This window comes from Mesorhizobium sp. BR1-1-3 (assembly GCF_020165455.1).
GTDB lineage: Bacteria > Pseudomonadota > Alphaproteobacteria > Rhizobiales > Rhizobiaceae > Mesorhizobium > Mesorhizobium ciceri.
Map to the genome: position 1 here is coordinate 307,780 of NZ_JAIUIC010000002.1, position 15,811 is coordinate 323,590.

Sequence of the window (15,811 nt, forward strand, 5' to 3'; positions counted from 1 at the left end):
GCCGGCAAGCCGCCGCAGCGTACCAACCCAACACGAGCTTACAGCGAGAAACCATTCGCGCGGCTGCTGTAGGCCTGCAATCGTCCTCATCGTCTGGCACTTGGCTGTCGAAGCACCAAGCCCGTCTTGGCGTTGTCCAAGGCGACCTCAGGACGTCAATCGATCGCGGCAGCGTATCAGCGGCGATAGCGAGGTACACTGGGGAGCCGAAGGTGTTCCCAACAGCATAATATGATCACCAAGCCCTTCTTTCTGCCGCAGATCATAACGGCCGTACCTCAACTCTTAAATGCTCAGCAAGGTCCAGAAACTCACATCCAGGATTCGGATCTTGGCCCGAGCTGCTGACTGGATCGCACGCCGGCAAGTCTTACATGCCGTATCCTGCGCCGTGCTTGTGGCTCTTGGCCAATTATTTTCGCCTCACCAAAACTCCCGGAACATTCTGTCCATCCTGCGTTGGGCCGCGCCGGACAATCCCTCTTGCACAATCGCCTGTTGCCCGGCATCGGAAGCTGGATCCCCACAGCTTCAGCCCGCCTCGGCTCCCCACCCGAGGCGGGCGGCGCGGAGTTGATGCAAGCATAGAGACGCCTTCACCCCATCAGAGCTGGCCGTACTGAGCCGCGTTTTGGCGCGCAGCAACCCCAAAAAACGAGACCGAGACCAAGAGAGAACGGAGTGCATCGCGCATCCTGGCTTACTACCAAGCTGGGATAACGGACGAGGACGAACTCGAACAGCTTTCTCGACAATCCCTCGCGTGGTTATCGTCATTTCGGCAATTCAGCATGTGCACATATTAACTCCGGCGGACGGGCCACCGCGCGGCATGGCCCGACGCACAGAGCGTTCTGCCGGCGTCGAGCGTGATTCACAGCCGCCAGTTCTTAGGGCAGCTAGGAAGCAATGCATCAACGCCGCACCGGCTGCCCCGTCCTGGAACACTTTAATGCGCGCCGCCAGGAACGGGGTCGCTGTGCTGACGTTCTTCTGGGGACAAGGTGAGATTTCAGTGAACAGGCATATTTCGCGGACGGATGTCGAACAAATCGATCACACGGATGACAGCGGGTTTACGATAGAGCACGGCGTCCCGCCATCTTCAGCTATCGCGGCAGCGCTGGCCGGTGGGCTGGAGGCCAGCCGGCACAAGCACATTATCCATATAACTGCCTCGGAACGCAGCGCCGACGAGATCGTCGGGGCTTTGCGTCAGTTCCTGCCGCACGCGGAGATCATCTTGCTGCCGTCCTGGGATTGCCTGCCTTACGACAGGGTGTGGCCCACACGCGCCAATATGGGGCGGAGGCTTCGTGCGTTGTGTCACATGGCAACGAAGCCCGATCGTGCGCGCATCGGTGTAATGTCGATCGAAGCCAGTCTGCAGCGGGTGCCGCCCGCCCAGGTCATTGCTGGCGGTTTCGCAATTCTGGAGGTGGGACAAAAGTTCGACCGGGATGATTTCAGAACAAGGTCCGAAGCTTTTGGCTATCTCGTCGACGAGAGGGTCGACGAACCGGGTGAAATAGCTTTTCGGGGCGATCTCATGGACATCTTCCCCGCTGGCGCGGAGGACCCCGTTCGCGTCGTCCTTGGCCCAGACAGCTGCATTCGAGAGCTCAAGACCTACGATCCGATCAGTCAGCTCAGCGACCAGGTTCGAGACTCGATTGCTGTCGGACCGGCATCCGAGCTGATGTTTAAAGCTCGTGATCATCCTGAGCTGACAGCGATGCGCGCGACGTCGATGGAAGAGCGCCTGGTCGCATTATATGGCGCGATGCCATCTGTCTTCGACACTGCGTCGAGCGCCTCGATCTCCTTCCTCGAAGGGATCGACGGGCAGCCGCTCGACAAAATTCTGGACCTGATCGAGGATGCACGCCGTGCCAGGCAGGAGGCTGCCGGGCGCGAGAAACCTTTGCCGGAACAATTCTATCTGTCGCGTGAAGAGTGGGATGCTTCCGTGCGCAACCGCTCCACGAGACTTGCCGTTTCTGCCGAGCGAGTTCCCAAATTCTTTCGCCAGGCCCGGCCCGGGTACGAAATCGCTGAATTCGTGACAAGGCAGACAAGCGCCGGGGCCAGGGTGGTGTTGACCGGCGATGCCTCTGAACTGCAGCGAGCAGATCGCCTGCTCAATAGAAAGCTAGGCCGGAGGGCTGAGGAAGCGGTCGACTTACCGCAAATACTTTCGGCCGCGAGAGGCTCTCTTCTCAAGGCTGGCTTCGTCCTCGATGAAGGGTTTGTCGACGCGCAATCCGGTATCGCGATGGTCGCCGCAGCCGACCTGTTTGGCCCTGCGTTGAAGGCGGATGCCGGCATGGCCGCAAGCATACTCGAACCCGAGTTGCGCATCGGCGACGTCGTCGTCCATGAAGACCATGGCCTGGGCGTGCTCGCGGCGGTCGAACAGGTCGACTTGGCTGGTCAGCACCAGGATGTTGTCAGGCTGGAATATCATGGCGGGGCTTCCTTGCTGGTTCCGGTCGACGACTTTGGGAAAATATGGCGCTACGGCTCGGAACCGGAGGCCGTGTCGCTCGATCGCCTCAACGGCGAGGGCTGGCCCAAGCGACGCGAGGCTGCGTTGCGCGAGATCGACAGGCTGGCCAAGCGCCTGGTGGGCCTTGCCGAGATGAGGTCCAGCCAGCCCGCCGAGATCATCAAGTCCTCCCGCGCGGACTTGGCCCGTTTTGCGGCGAAATTTCCCTATACCGAGACTCCTGACCAGGCCGCCGCCATCCGCGCTGTGCTCGACGACCTTTCCTCGGGGAGAACAATGAACCGGCTCGTCTGCGGTGATGTTGGCTTCGGCAAGACAGAGGTGGCTTTGCGTGCTTGCGCCGCCGCCGCCCTCTGCGGGAAACAGGTTGCGGTCATAGCGCCGACAACCGTGTTGGCACGACAGCACTATGAGACGTTCAGCCGCCGTTTCGCAGCAACGGGCCTGCAGGTCGCCCACCTGTCAAGGATGGTCGGGGCAGCAAAGGCAAAAGCGGCAAAGGAGGGCCTGCGGAGCGGCCAGGTTGCGATCGTCGTGGGTACTCAGGCCTTGGCGTCCAGGAGCGTCACATTCGCCAATCTTGGACTGCTGGTGATTGACGAGGAGCACCGGTTCGGCGTCAAGTTGAAGCTGGCCCTGCGGAACATGGCGCCCTGCCTTCACACGCTGAGCATGAGCGCCACGCCGATACCGCGGACGCTGCAATCGGCGCTGTCGGGCATCCAGGATGTCAGCGTTCTAAACTCTCCGCCCGCCAAAAGACGTCCCGTCCGCACGATACTGGCGGCGTTCGATCCAGCATCGGTGCGCGCGGCCCTCTTGCGTGAATTTCACAGGGGTGGACAGAGTTTCTTCGTGGTTCCTCGCATCGAGGACATTGGCCCGGTCTCTGACCAGCTGAACAGGCTGGTGCCGGAACTCGGCATCATGACGGCGCACGGTGAAATGAAAGGGAGGCAGCTGGACGAAGTCATGGTCGGATTCGCTGACGGTGATGGCGACATTTTGTTGAGCACCGACATCATCGAGAGTGGGCTCGATGTGCCTCGAGCCAACACCATCATTGTCTGGCGCCCGGACCGGTTCGGTCTGGCGCAGTTGCACCAGCTACGGGGTCGGGTCGGTAGAGGAGCGATGCAAGCGGCTGCGTTTCTTCTGACGGAACCTGGCGTTGAGCTGGCCGACGGCACCAGGGCCCGGCTTTCGACAATGCTTGCGCTCGATCGGCTTGGCTCCGGCCTGGCAATCAGTCAAAGGGACCTCGACCTGCGCGGCGCCGGCGATCTCTTCGGCGAAGATCAGGCTGGGCATATGAAACTGATCGGAGTGGGCCTCTACGAGCACTTGCTGGAGCGGGCGGTCTCGGCGGCTGGAGAAGGGGCCGACCCCAACAGGCAACTTGCCAACATCAACGTGCCTGCAAAAGGGGCTTTTCCCGAAAGCTATGTAAACGAGCCTACTGTCCGTGTTGGCCTCTATGCGCGGCTCTCTCGTATTCGTTCTGACTTGGACCTTGATGCATTCAGCGAGGAGCTCGAGGACCGCTTTGGTGACATGCCTGGCGAAGTGGCCGTTCTGCTGGAACTTACCAGGTTGCGGATAGCAGCGTCGGAACTGGGTGTCGGCAAAGTCGATGTTGGGCCCGAAGCCGTCGCGATCACCTTGCGCAACAAGCCGTTGGCGTCCCAATGGCGGGACCGGAAAGCGTTGGGCCTGGAGTACCGAAACGGCCGCGTGATTTTCAGGCGGATCGAGCCCCGCGTCTCAGGCATCGATGCCGTTCGCTTGGCGCTAGATGCCATACGTGCAGTTCAGCCAAAGCACGAGGTCTGACGAGCCTTTTATCTCCACCCCGGCGGTACAATGTACCAGCTTCATATCACCTCAGCCAAGACTAGCAGGGCGAGGTTTAAGGCATCGTTCCGGCTTGATGGGCCGTCATGGCGGCCATGTTCTCGTTCAGGTGGGCCATGATCCAAACCGAGCCCAGGACCACCAGCGCAACGATCAGCACGCCGAAGGCCAAGGCCAGGATGTTGTTGGTGTTGTCCGGCCCGGTGGTCAGGTGCAGAAAAAAGACTAGATGCACACCCATCTGCGCAACAGCGAGCACCACCAGGGCCGAAATCACCGCCGGCTGGTAAATCAGATCGGTTTGAGCCGCCAGGAATGACGCGATCGTGAGCAGGATGGCCAGGCCGTAGCCGATCACATAGCCCAACAGCCCTCCAGCCACTTCGTGCTCGGTTATACGTTCCTCGCCCGGTGCGGAATCGCGGCGGTCCTGCATCTCGCCGGGCCTGCTCTCGGTGTCGGTCATGGCGATGCTCCCAACAGATAGACCAGGGTGAAGATGGCGACCCAGATGATGTCGAGTGCGTGCCAGAAAAGCCCGAAGCAGTGGAGCCGCCGCAAAATATCCGACCGAAAACCCTTGACCCATAGCTGCGCCATCATTGTGCCCAGCCAGAGCAGCCCCAGCCCGACATGGGTGCCGTGGCAGCCAACGAGCGCAAAGAAGGCTGATAGAAATGCGCTGCGCGAAGGCCCCGCCTGCTCGCCGATCATCGCCGCGAATTCCTGTACCTCCAGAAACAGGAAGGCTGCCCCGAGCAATCCGGTGACGAGCAGCCAGGCCTGCGTGGCAGCCATCGATCTGCGATGGGTCGCGAGTGTCGCCAGGCCACCGGTGAAGCTCGACGTGAGCAGAAGGCCCGTCTGCACCGCAACGCGGGTGGGCTCGAACAAATCCTTGCCGGTCGGTCCGCCGGCGGTCGCCTTGGCAAGCACGGCATACGCCGCGAAGAAGGCCGAGAATATGATGATGTCGGACAGCAGAAAGATCCAGAAGCCATATGCCACGGTGACGAATTTCGAGGCCGGGCCGCCTTCACCGTGGCCGGTCGCGGAGCGCACGCCGTGTCGGCCGCCCTGACCAAGCCGATAGGGGTCTCGGGCCTGGGTGCCCGCGCCGAAGTCGCCGGGTAGCGCGTGATCGCTCATGCCGGCCGCTCCCAGCGCCGCAGCCGGGCTGACTGTGCGGCCTTGTGGTCATCGTCGATGCGCGCGACCTCTTCGGCGGGAATCTCATAATCCCCATGATCGCGCCAGGCGAAGACGACGAAGGTCGCGTAGGCGCCGATGAAGCCGACGATCGCCAGCCACCATATGTGCCAGATCAGCGCGAACCCGATCAGCGTGCTGAAGAAGGCGGTGACGAAGCCTGTCGGGCTGTTGCGCGGCATCTCGATAGGCTCGTATCCTTCCTCCGCACCGGGCCTCTTCTCCTCCCTTGCCCGTTGCTTGATGCGCCAGTAGGGCTCTTCATCCTCGACGTAAGGCAGCCGCGCGTAGTTGAAAACGGGGGGAGGGGAAGACGTCGACCATTCCAGTGAACGCCCGTCCCATGGGTCGCCTGTCTCATCGCGAAGCTTGTCGCGATGTCGGATCGAAACGGCGAGTTGCATGATCTGCAGTGCGGCGCCGGCGATCATCACCAGCACGCCGAACACGGCCACCACCAGCCATGGCGCCCAAAGATCCATGTCGATATGCTGCAGGCGCCGCGTCATGCCGAGCAGACCGACGATATAGAGCGGCACGAAGACCAGCATGTAGCCGGCCAAGGTGACCCAGAATGCGGCCTTGCCCCAGCCTTCGTGCAAGCGGAATCCGAACGCCTTGGGAAACCAGTAGGTGAAGCCGGCGAACGCGCCGAACAGCACGCCCGAAATGATGACGTTGTGGAAATGCGCGACGAGGAAAAGGGAGTTGTGCAGCACGAAGTCGGCCGGTGGAACGGCAAGCAGAACGCCGGTCATGCCGCCGACGGTGAAGGTGGTCACGAAGCCCAGCGCCCAAAGCATCGGCGTGTCGAAGCGGATGCGCCCGCCATACATGGTGAAGAGCCAGTTGTAGATCTTCACCCCGGTGCCGACGGCGATGACCGACGTGGCGATGCCGAAGGCGGCGTTGACGTCTGCTCCGGCGCCCATGGTGAAGAAATGATGCAGCCAGACCATGAACGAGACGATGCAGATGAACATCGTGGCCGCGACCATCGAACGGTATCCGAACAGCGGCTTTGACGAGAATGTCGAGAAGACCTCGGAGAAGATGCCGAAGGCGGGAAGCACCAGAATGTAGACCTCGGGATGGCCCCAGGCCCAGATCAGGTTGACGAACATCATCTGATTTCCGCCGGCTTCGTTGCTGAAGAAATGGAAGCCGAGATAGCGGTCCAGCGTCAGCATCGCCAGCGTGGCGGTGAGGATCGGGAAGGCTGCGACGATGAGCAGGTTGGACGCGAGCGAGGTCCAGCAGAACATCGGCATTCGCAGGTAGCCCATACCAGGCGCACGCATCTTGAGGATGGTCGTCACCAGGTTGACGCCGGTAAGCAGCGTGCCGACGCCGGAGATCTGGATCGACCACAGATAGTAATCGACACCGACGCCCGGCGAGTAGGTGGTCTCCGACAAGGGGGCATAGGGCAGCCAGCCGGTGCGCGCGAACTCACCGATGACAAGCGAGATGTTGACCAGCAGGGCTCCGGAAGCCGTCAGCCAGAAGCTGACGGAATTGAGTGTCGGAAAGGCTACATCGCGTATGCCAAGCTGCAGCGGTACGGCGAAATTCATCAGGCCGATCATGAAAGGCATCGCCGCGAAGAAGATCATAATCGTGCCGTGCGCGGAAAAGATCTGGTCGTAATGCTCCGGCGGCAGGTAGCCCGGCCCGTGGATCGCCAGCACCTGTTGCGTGCGCATCATGATGGCATCGATGAAGCCACGCAGAAGCATGAGCATCGCCAGCACAATGTACATCACGCCGATGCGCTTATGGTCGACCGAGCTTATCCACTCGTTCCACAGATAGGGCCAGTAGCCCTTCACCGTTATCCATCCAAGCACGGCGACCCCTGCCAGAAAGACGCCGAGAGCCGCGACGAGCGGGATGGGTTGATCGAAGGGAATGGCCGACGAGTCGAGCTTGCCCAGCATCGTCATTCCGCCCCTTCTGCCTGTGGATGATGCCCCGTCGGCGGCGCCGCCGCGGGCAATGCCTTTGGGCTCACCTGTGGCTCGCCGCCGGCGGCACTTTCGGCCGGCCCCGGACCCGGGGGCAATATCTGCTGAGCGACGGCATCGAACAGCCCGGGCTGAACATGGCCGAACGTGGACGGCGGCACGTTGGTGCTTTGCCGGGCGAGCTCGCGGTAGGTATTCGCGTTGAGCACGCCGCCGCCGCCACGCAGCGACGACGTCCAGCGGGTGAAGGCATCGACTGAAACCGCGCTCACGCTGAAGTTCATGTCCGAGAAGCCGTCGCCGCTGAAGTGCGCCGACTGGCCGAAAAAGCTGCCCTCGCGGTCGGCCTGCAGATGCAACTCGGTCTGCATGCCGTTCATGACGTAGACCATGCTGCCAAGCTGGGGCACGAAGAACGTGTTCATCACGCTGGCCGAGGTCAGCTTGAAATGAACTGGAACGCCGGCGGGGATAACCAATTGATTGACAGCGCCCACGCCCTGCTCGGGATAGAGGAACAGCCATTTCCAGTCGAGCGCCACCACCTGGATGTCGAGCGGCGGCTGCGCGGAAGGGATCGGTTTGCGCGGATCGAGCTGGTACGATCCGTAATAGATCAGCCCGCCAAGGAAAAGGATGGTGAGCGTCGGGATCGACCAGACGATCAACTCGATGCGCCCCGAATAGGTGAACTCCGGGTCATAGCGCGCGTCGCTGTTCGAGGCGCGGAATTTCCATGCGAAGGCCAAGAGCGCAACAAGCGTCGGAACAACGATCGCCAGCATCACCGCCAGTGAGTTCAAGAGGATCGTGCGGTTGCCCGAGCCAATGGGTCCTTGCGGGTCGAGCACACCCCCCGCGCAACCGGGCAAGAATGCGATTGCCGGGATCCAGAGCAGTTGCCGCCCCGGCTTGGGGCTGGATGGCAACAACACTTGCTCGGCCACCAATCCTGGAGAGGACGCGTTCTTGGGGCACGCGCTCTTGGCACTTCTCATCTGAAGCCTTCCTCTGAACCAACTTCAAGGCGCGTGGCCGGGGTGCCGCCCTCCGCCGGACGAAGGACCTAACTGGCGCTTCCCAGGTTTGTTCCTCCTCGCTGGCTCGTGCACAAACTCCAATTCGGCGGCACGGCGATGGAGCACAGCTAAGTCGATCACCCCATCAAGCTGGTGGAGCCGGGACCGCTCCACGGTTTTGGCCCATGAGCGAATCGACGCCAGTCATGGCTAGTGACGACCGGTGGGGGCCCGAACTTCTTGCCGATCGCCGCGCCGGCGGAGAGGACACGTCCTTCGGGGTGCTCGTTTTCCATCTGACGTCTGCTCCTGACGCGGGATTTTTTCGGGGCTGGCCGCAAGTCGCCCAAGCGTGCGACGCCTAACTGGCGCCTCCCGGGAATGTTCCGCTTGTCAGTGTTTGGGCGACATGGGCGCGACCCGAGGGGGAACTCTACCTGCTCGAGAGATGGAGTTGTCCAACGTGACCATATTCACAACGACGGCGGCTCGGTTACCTCAGCTATTTGCAGCCATCGCTGGCTCGCGTACGAATTTTGATTTCGGCGGGACGGCGAACACCGTGAAGCGCTCAGCCAGACTGTCAAGAGCTTTACGCATGCCCACTCCAGCGGCAGCCGCACCGTGTCCAGTGATGACCATCTGAGGGTTCAGGGCAGCCAGACGCTTCACAGATCTTTCCGCCGCATCCCAGTCCGGCGTGAAGTAGCGCGGCGGACCGTGCATCTCGAGATCCTGGACGGCGACCTCATAGACCGACTCCTGACCGGTGGTGATGAAAGCGTCCCCTACGATCAGCGAGCGGTCTTCCTCGCGCCAGAGCGAAATGTGACCAGGGGCGTGCCCGGGTGTGTGCAGCCATTGCCATCCGGGCATTCCGGGGACCGATCCGTCGGCGGGCAAGAGTTCCAATCGGTTGCCAAGATCGATCGGCCCGCGTGGAAAGAGCGGCGAAAGCAGCGCCATCAGTCCGCCCCCGACCCAGGGATCCGGTGGCGGATAACATTCAGTTCCGTCCAAATAGGGTCGCTCGAGTCGATGCGCGAAGACGGGCACCTCCCACCTATTCGCGAGGTCCAGAACCGTTCCCACATGGTCAAAATGGCCGTGTGTCAGGATAACCGCGGCAGGCCGTGCGTTGGTGCCAAACCGCTTTTCCGCGACCGCAAGAATACTGCTTCTCGACGTCGGCAACCCCGTATCTATTAGCACCCAGTTCCGATCTCCGCTGCGCGGTGCGCCGAAGAACACGACATTGACGATTGCCAGCCGCAAATAACCCAGGTCCGGTGCGATGCTCCAGGCACCGTCGCCATGATCTTCGCGCCTGGCGTGGTCGATCTCGGAAAGTCGAATCTGAACGGTCATGATCCCGTGCCTCGGTTGTTACTGCGCGTTCATCGGCGGCGGTGGTACATGCCGAACTTGGGCACGGCCCCCTTGTTCCTTCCTTGATCCTCGTTCGCCACCCGGATTGCAGACAGTGCGACTAACCCGACGTTATTTATTAACTGGTTACGAGGCGGTTCGCCCAAATTGAGTCAAGAAGCTAGGCCACCCATTCGCTGGCTGCATTTATCTTACACCCCTTGGCAGCTTTGCTGCCCAATCTTGGTCATTGAGAGATTAGCAGCCGCTTCCAAAAAGCAGACATCACAGGGACTGCGTCGTAGCTCCGATGTGCCTCAGAGCGCTTCTTTTAAGCAAACAGAAGCTGCCGTTCGTGAGCTAATACCGAGATCTCCTGGGTCGCCAGCTTTCTTAGCGACGAAACGGTGAAATGGTTGGCTCCGTTTGTCGGGCTGGCCAGCCCGATTGAAGCGGAGCACGATCATGCCCTTCAAAGCACGTGGAAGGATGCCAGGGGCCTAGGTGGACGGGGTCCCCCTCTCAGACTTTCCGGCTGGCCAGCAGCCTTGTAAGCCAGTCCGGATCCATTTCCGGTACGGACGACAAAAGCCGTTCGGTGTAAGCGGCATGGGGAGGTGTGAGAACTTGGCTCTTCAGTCCCTGTTCAACGACTTTGCCCTGGTGCATGACAACGATTTGGTCGGCTATCGCCCTTACGGTAGCAATGTCGTGGGTAATGAAGATGTAGCTCATTTCGAGTTCACGCTGCAGGCGCATGAGAAGCTTGAGGATTTCCTCTTGGACGATCTGGTCGAGCGCGGACGTGATCTCGTCACAGATGATAAGCTCTGGATCGGCTGCCAACGCCCGGGCAATGCAGACGCGTTGCTTTTGGCCGCCCGATAGCTCGCCAGGCAGGCGTTCCAGAAAATCCTCGCTCGTCTCGACCATGTGCATAAGTTCGCAGATCCGGCGATCCTTCTGCGCGCCCTTTAGGCCGAGGTAGAATTCGAGCGGCCGAGCTATGATTTCTTCGACCGTCTGGCGCGGATTCAGGGCGTTGTCGGGCATTTGGTAAATCATCTGCATGCGGCGCAGGACCTCCTTCGGCCGCGTCTTCAGGCTCGTGGAAAGGGGCTGCCCGGCAAAAGAAATCAAACCTGAAATTGGCGGCAAGAGACCGGTGACGACTCGCGCGAGCGTCGATTTGCCCGAACCGGATTCGCCGACCACAGCCACGGTTCTTCCGCGCGGAACCTTGATGGAGACATCCTGGAGCACCTTGACCTTTCCTGCATAGGCCGCGGTAACGTTGTCTATCGTCAGCAGATAGTCATCGGCTGGAACTTCGGGCTTGTCGAGCTTGCGTACGGCCCAGAGCGTTTTGGTATATTCTTGGCTGGGCGAGGCCAGCATCTGGCGTGTATCAGCCTCCTCCACGGTGCGTCCGTGGCGCAGAACCATGATACGATCCGCCATTTGCGCCACCACCGCCAGGTCATGCGTCACGTAGATTGCAGCGGTGCTGAATTCCTCCACGATGTTGCGAATGGAAGCTAGAACTTCAACCTGCGTGGTCACGTCGAGCGCGGTTGTTGGCTCGTCGAATATTATGAGGTCCGGACGACAAGCCATTGCCATCGCTGTCATTGCCCGTTGCAACTGCCCGCCGGAGACCTGATGAGGATAGCGAAAGCCTATGGTCTCCGGTTCTGGGAGTTGAAGGCGTCGATAAAGATCGACGGCGCTCCGGTTCGCCTCTTCCCGGCCGGCAATTCCATGCGCCACCGCTGTTTCGACGGTTTGTTCCAAGAGCCGATGTGCCGGATTGAAAGAGGCAGCCGCGCTTTGTGCGACATAGGCAATGCGGGAGCCCCTGAGGCGACGGCGCCCTTTTTCATTGACTGCCAGAAGATCAATCCCGTCGAACAGGACCGAGCCTTGCATGATCCGGCAGCCCGGCTTGGCATAACCCATTGCGGCAAGGCCAATGGTGGACTTGCCGGCGCCTGATTCGCCGATCAGGCCAAGAACCTCGCCCCGCTTCAGCGTCAGATCGATCCCGCGGACAATCGGATGCCAGCGCTCGTCCGAGAACCCCTCCACATGCAGATTGCGGATTTGAAGTAGATCCTTGCCTTTTTCGCGTGAGCCTGGACCGCTACTTTTCATCCCGCAACCCGCTTGTTGCGTGCAGGAACCAGTCCACAACGAAATTCACGGACACGGTAAGGAGAGCAATCGCGCCGGCCGGAAGTAGCGGGGTGACGTCGCCGTAGGTGATCAGGGTCGCGTTCTCGCGCACCATTGATCCCCAATCGGCCGTCGGCGGCTGAATACCGACGCCGAGAAACGACAGCGCCGCGACTGTCAGGAACACGAAGCAGAATCGCAAGCCGAACTCGGCGACCAGTGGCGGCATGACATTGGGAAGGATTTCCTTGGCGATGATCCATTTTGGTCCCTCACCGCGTAATCGTGCCACCTCGACATATTCCATCACCGCCACGTTAAGCCCGACGGCGCGAGAAAGCCGAAAGACCCGGGTGGAATCGAGAAGCGCAATGATGACAATCAGGCTCGTGATCGAAGAGCCGAAGATCGTCAGCAGCACCAGCGCGAAGATCAGACTCGGGATTGACATCAGCACGTCCACCGCACGTGACAAGATCTGGTCGAGCCACCCCCTGTACAATGCGGCAAGAAGGCCGAGCGAGACGCCGACCGCGAAGGACAGCAACGTGGTCGCGACCGCTATAGCGATGGTGTTGCGCGCACCGTAGATCAAGCGGGTGAGCATGTCGCGGCCGAGCTGATCGGTTCCCAGTTTGAACTCCTGGCTCCACGGCGCGAAGGCTTCGCTGAAAACCTGCGTCTCGCCATATGGGGCTATCCAGTGCGCGAAGACCGCAACAAAGACGTAGCCGAGGATCACGACGATGCCGAACCACGCGCTGAACGGTGCCTTCTTCAGCGCAGTTTTCGCCCGGGTGGCACGCGAGCGCCTCAGCCTCTGAAGCTCCGCGACAGATTCGGATCTGGTCATCGTGGGTGCAAGAGCCTGGGATTGGTGGCGATGGAAATAATGTCGGCTAGCAGGTTGAGAAGGATATAAGTCGCGGCGAAAATCAGGGCGCAGGCCTGGACAACCGGAACATCCCTGGATTTTACCGCGTCAACCATCAGCTGGCCGATGCCGGGGTAAACGAACACGACCTCGACCACGACCACTCCGACGATGAGATACGCCAGATTGAACGCGACCACAGTGACGATCGGAGCCCAGGCATTGGGCAGGGCATGCCTCAGCACGATCACCATCGGGGACATTCCCTTGAGGCGCGCCATATCGATGTAGGGGCTTGACAGCATGTTGATGATGGCCGCTCGGGTCATGCGCATCATGTGGGCCACGATTACAAGCGTAAGGGTGATTGCCGGCAGGGCGACTTTCCAGAGATGCTCCCAAAATGGCGTCTGATCGTTCACATTCGACAATGTCGGAAATTTGGGAACCGCATTGAGCGCCCAGTTCAGCGAGACAGTGAGCCAATGAGGCAGCGTTTGAGCGAAATCGGATCCGATGAACGTGTCGCGCGAGATCACCAGGTAGGCGAGCATATAAGCGACGAAAAATTCCGGGAATGAAATGGTTGTCAGTGTCGCGACATTCACCAGCCGGTCGAACCAGCCGTTGCGGTACAGCGCAGCCAGAATGCCAAGCCCCAAGGCCAGGGGAACGGCTATCAGCGCCGTCACTGCTGCAAGGAACATCGTGTTGTAGAGGCGGGGTGCGATGATCTCGGCCACGGTACGCCGATATCCGGTGCGGCTCGCAAACGAAGAGCCGAAATCGCCATGGAGCATCTGGGCGACCCAAGCGAAGTAGCGCTCGACAGGCGGACGATCGATGCCGATCTCCCGCTGGAACGCGGCGACCGTTTCGGGCGTCGCCGACTGCCCGAGCGTGGCCTTGGCGAAGTCGCCTGGGAGCATCGCGATCGCAGAGAAGATGATGATGGACACGATAAACAAAGTGACCAGACCGAGGCCAAGGCGCTGCAGGACCGTTCTTGCGACGGGGTTCATGTGCGTGGCGTTTCCCTTTGGGCGGCAACCCTGCACTCGGAGCCAGCTGACCGGAGCCTCAAAACCATCGCGGCTCCGGCCCGCCATCTCATGCCGTGGCGATCCACCAGCGTTCGGCCATTTTCAGTCCATCGTTCTCCCAGTTGGGCGCCACATCACCGTGTGCGAGCTTTTTGGATTGGGCGCTGACGAAATTGTTGAAGACCAGCACGATGCTGCCGCCGTCATCGTGGGTTAGTTGCTGCATCTCGGCATACATCGCCGCTCGTTTGGCTTCGTCCGTCTCGGCGCGTGCCTGGACAAGCAATTCGTTGAAGTGGGGATTTTTCCAGAACGTTTCGTTCCAGCTGGAGTCCGCGGCAAAGGCTTGCGTGAACATCCAGTCGGCGGTTGCCCGACCGCTCCAATAGGAAGCGCACCAGGGTTTCTTCAGCCAGACATTGTCCCAATAAGCGTCCTCGGCCTCACGCACGACATTGACGTCGATGCCGCATTGGGCTGCCGTTTCGCGAATGAGCGAAGCCGCATCCACCGCCCCCGCAAAGGCGGCATCGGCCACCGAGAGGTCCACCTTCAGGTTCTCCATTCCGGCCTTTTTCAGGTAGTGCTTGGCTTTTTCCGGATCGAAGCTGTGTTGCGGTTGCGGATCCTTGGCGAATTTGATGGCCGGCGCGATCGGGTTGTCGTTGGCCACAGTGGCGTGGCCAAGAAAGATCTTGTCGACGATTTCTTGGCGATTGATCGCCCATTTCAATGCCATTCGCACGTCCGGATTATCAAACGGCGCCATCGTGACATTCATCGGCAAGGTATAGTGCCCGTAGCCAGTGACCTCGACGATTTCCACCTTGGGATTGCGTTTCAACATGCCGAGCGTCTTGAGGTCGGCGCGGCCGATATAGTCCACCTCCCCCGTGGATAGCGCCGCCATGCGAGCGGCGAGATCTGTGATGGCGATGAACTCCACCTCGTCGAGATAGGGCTTGCCATTCTTGAAGTAGTTTGGATTGCGCTTGAGCTTGGCCGAAACGCCGGGCTGGAAATTCTCGAGGACGAAAGCACCGGTGCGAACGCCTGAAGCCCAATCCGCCTTGCCGTCCTTGGCCGGCATGATGACCAGATGGTAGTCACTCATGATGTAAGGGAAATCGGCGTTGCCGCTCTTGAGCGAGAAGACCACCGTTTCCGGGCCGTCCGCCTTGACATCGGCGACGGAGTCCAACAGCGACTTCGCCGCCGATTTGGTGTCCTTGCCCATGTGATATTGCAAGGAGGTCACGACGTCATCCGCCGTCACGGTCTTGCCGTTGTGAAAGGTTGCGCCTTTGCGCAGCTTGAAGGCCCAGGTTTTGGCTCCATCCGAAGTTTCAAAGCTCTCGGCGAGGTCCGATTGGACATTGCCTTTGGCGTCGACCTCAGTGAGGCTGTTGGACAGCGAGCCCGAAAATGCGGTTTGTGTGAACGTGTCGGGGTAGCCGGCCGGATCGATCGAGTCCGTCGTCGCGCCATGAGCCATGCCGAGCTTGGCGAAGCCGCCCTGCATCGGTTCGGCCCGCGCCGTGCTCACGAACAGCCGGTCGGCGGCGGCAACGGTCAGGCCCGCGGCCAGCCCAAGATGAATGAAGTCGCGGCGGGAAACCTTGCCGCCTCCGATCAGGCTTTGCGCGATACCAAGCTTGTATTCAGATTCTGACATTTGACTCTCCCATTGCGGAGTTCCCCGCGTTATTTCTCGTCAAGCACCGGCGAACAAATCTGCTTATTGGCTCCGCCACCTTTCCTTCGAATTTTTCCAATCCCAATCGGCTTGCGCC

10 protein-coding genes are annotated in these 15,811 nt (G+C 60.5%); 1 reads left to right on the forward strand and 9 read right to left on the reverse strand.

Going from position 1 to position 15,811, the window contains the following annotated elements; all coding sequences use genetic code 11:
• Window positions 1-952 precede the first annotated feature (952 nt).
• Window positions 953-4,342, forward strand: coding sequence for a DEAD/DEAH box helicase (locus LB559_RS05905; protein WP_224673477.1), 3,390 nt, complete (start codon window positions 953-955; stop codon window positions 4,340-4,342).
• A gap of 76 nt (window positions 4,343-4,418) precedes the next feature.
• Here LB559_RS05905 and cyoD read toward each other — a convergent pair whose 3' ends face one another.
• From cyoD to LB559_RS05950, 9 genes are all read right to left on the reverse strand, one after another.
• On the reverse strand, window positions 4,419-4,829 hold the full coding sequence (gene cyoD, locus LB559_RS05910) for a cytochrome o ubiquinol oxidase subunit IV (RefSeq protein WP_013525252.1): 411 nt from the start codon (window positions 4,827-4,829) through the stop codon (window positions 4,419-4,421).
• Entirely contained in the window at window positions 4,826-5,512 is a 687-nt protein-coding gene (locus LB559_RS05915; RefSeq protein WP_082826763.1) for a cytochrome (ubi)quinol oxidase subunit III, read from the reverse strand. Before LB559_RS05915 ends, cyoD begins: the two co-directional genes overlap by 4 nt.
• Window positions 5,509-7,512 (reverse strand): cytochrome o ubiquinol oxidase subunit I, encoded by a 2,004-nt coding sequence (gene cyoB, locus LB559_RS05920; RefSeq protein WP_224673647.1) that lies wholly within the window; start codon window positions 7,510-7,512, stop codon window positions 5,509-5,511. Before cyoB ends, LB559_RS05915 begins: the two co-directional genes overlap by 4 nt.
• 2 nt (window positions 7,513-7,514) lie before the next feature.
• The gene (gene cyoA, locus LB559_RS05925) at window positions 7,515-8,537 is read right to left on the reverse strand and encodes a ubiquinol oxidase subunit II (RefSeq protein WP_224673479.1); all 1,023 of its coding nucleotides are present in this window, start codon (window positions 8,535-8,537) and stop codon (window positions 7,515-7,517) included.
• A gap of 519 nt (window positions 8,538-9,056) precedes the next feature.
• Window positions 9,057-9,926 carry an MBL fold metallo-hydrolase gene (locus LB559_RS05930; RefSeq protein WP_224673490.1) on the reverse strand — a complete coding sequence of 290 codons (870 nt, stop codon included), beginning with the start codon at window positions 9,924-9,926 and terminating at the stop codon, window positions 9,057-9,059.
• A 522-nt stretch (window positions 9,927-10,448) separates the two neighbouring features.
• Window positions 10,449-12,080, reverse strand: coding sequence for an ABC transporter ATP-binding protein (locus LB559_RS05935; protein ID WP_224673493.1), 1,632 nt, complete (start codon window positions 12,078-12,080; stop codon window positions 10,449-10,451).
• A complete protein-coding gene (locus LB559_RS05940) occupies window positions 12,070-12,849 on the reverse strand; it encodes an ABC transporter permease (RefSeq protein ID WP_395316769.1) in 780 nt (259 codons plus the stop codon). Before LB559_RS05940 ends, LB559_RS05935 begins: the two co-directional genes overlap by 11 nt.
• Window positions 12,850-12,950: 101 nt before the next feature.
• Window positions 12,951-13,997 carry an ABC transporter permease gene (locus tag LB559_RS05945; protein ID WP_063173936.1) on the reverse strand — a complete coding sequence of 349 codons (1,047 nt, stop codon included), beginning with the start codon at window positions 13,995-13,997 and terminating at the stop codon, window positions 12,951-12,953.
• Between the two features lie 88 nt (window positions 13,998-14,085).
• On the reverse strand, window positions 14,086-15,693 hold the full coding sequence (locus LB559_RS05950; protein WP_224673495.1) for an ABC transporter substrate-binding protein: 1,608 nt from the start codon (window positions 15,691-15,693) through the stop codon (window positions 14,086-14,088).
• Window positions 15,694-15,811: the final 118 nt, after the last annotated feature.

Excerpts from the sequence above, each read along its gene's own strand:
- LB559_RS05905 (WP_224673477.1), top strand. The coding sequence starts at position 953 with ATGCGCGCCGCCAGGAACGGGGTCGCTGTGCTGACGTTCTTCTGGGGA.
- cyoD (WP_013525252.1), bottom strand. The coding sequence starts at position 4,829 with ATGACCGACACCGAGAGCAGGCCCGGCGAGATGCAGGACCGCCGCGAT.
- LB559_RS05915 (WP_082826763.1), bottom strand. The coding sequence starts at position 5,512 with ATGAGCGATCACGCGCTACCCGGCGACTTCGGCGCGGGCACCCAGGCC.
- cyoB (WP_224673647.1), bottom strand. The coding sequence starts at position 7,512 with ATGCTGGGCAAGCTCGACTCGTCGGCCATTCCCTTCGATCAACCCATC.
- cyoA (WP_224673479.1), bottom strand. The coding sequence starts at position 8,537 with ATGAGAAGTGCCAAGAGCGCGTGCCCCAAGAACGCGTCCTCTCCAGGA.
- LB559_RS05930 (WP_224673490.1), bottom strand. The coding sequence starts at position 9,926 with ATGACCGTTCAGATTCGACTTTCCGAGATCGACCACGCCAGGCGCGAA.
- LB559_RS05935 (WP_224673493.1), bottom strand. The coding sequence starts at position 12,080 with ATGAAAAGTAGCGGTCCAGGCTCACGCGAAAAAGGCAAGGATCTACTT.
- LB559_RS05945 (WP_063173936.1), bottom strand. The coding sequence starts at position 13,997 with ATGAACCCCGTCGCAAGAACGGTCCTGCAGCGCCTTGGCCTCGGTCTG.
- LB559_RS05950 (WP_224673495.1), bottom strand. The coding sequence starts at position 15,693 with ATGTCAGAATCTGAATACAAGCTTGGTATCGCGCAAAGCCTGATCGGA.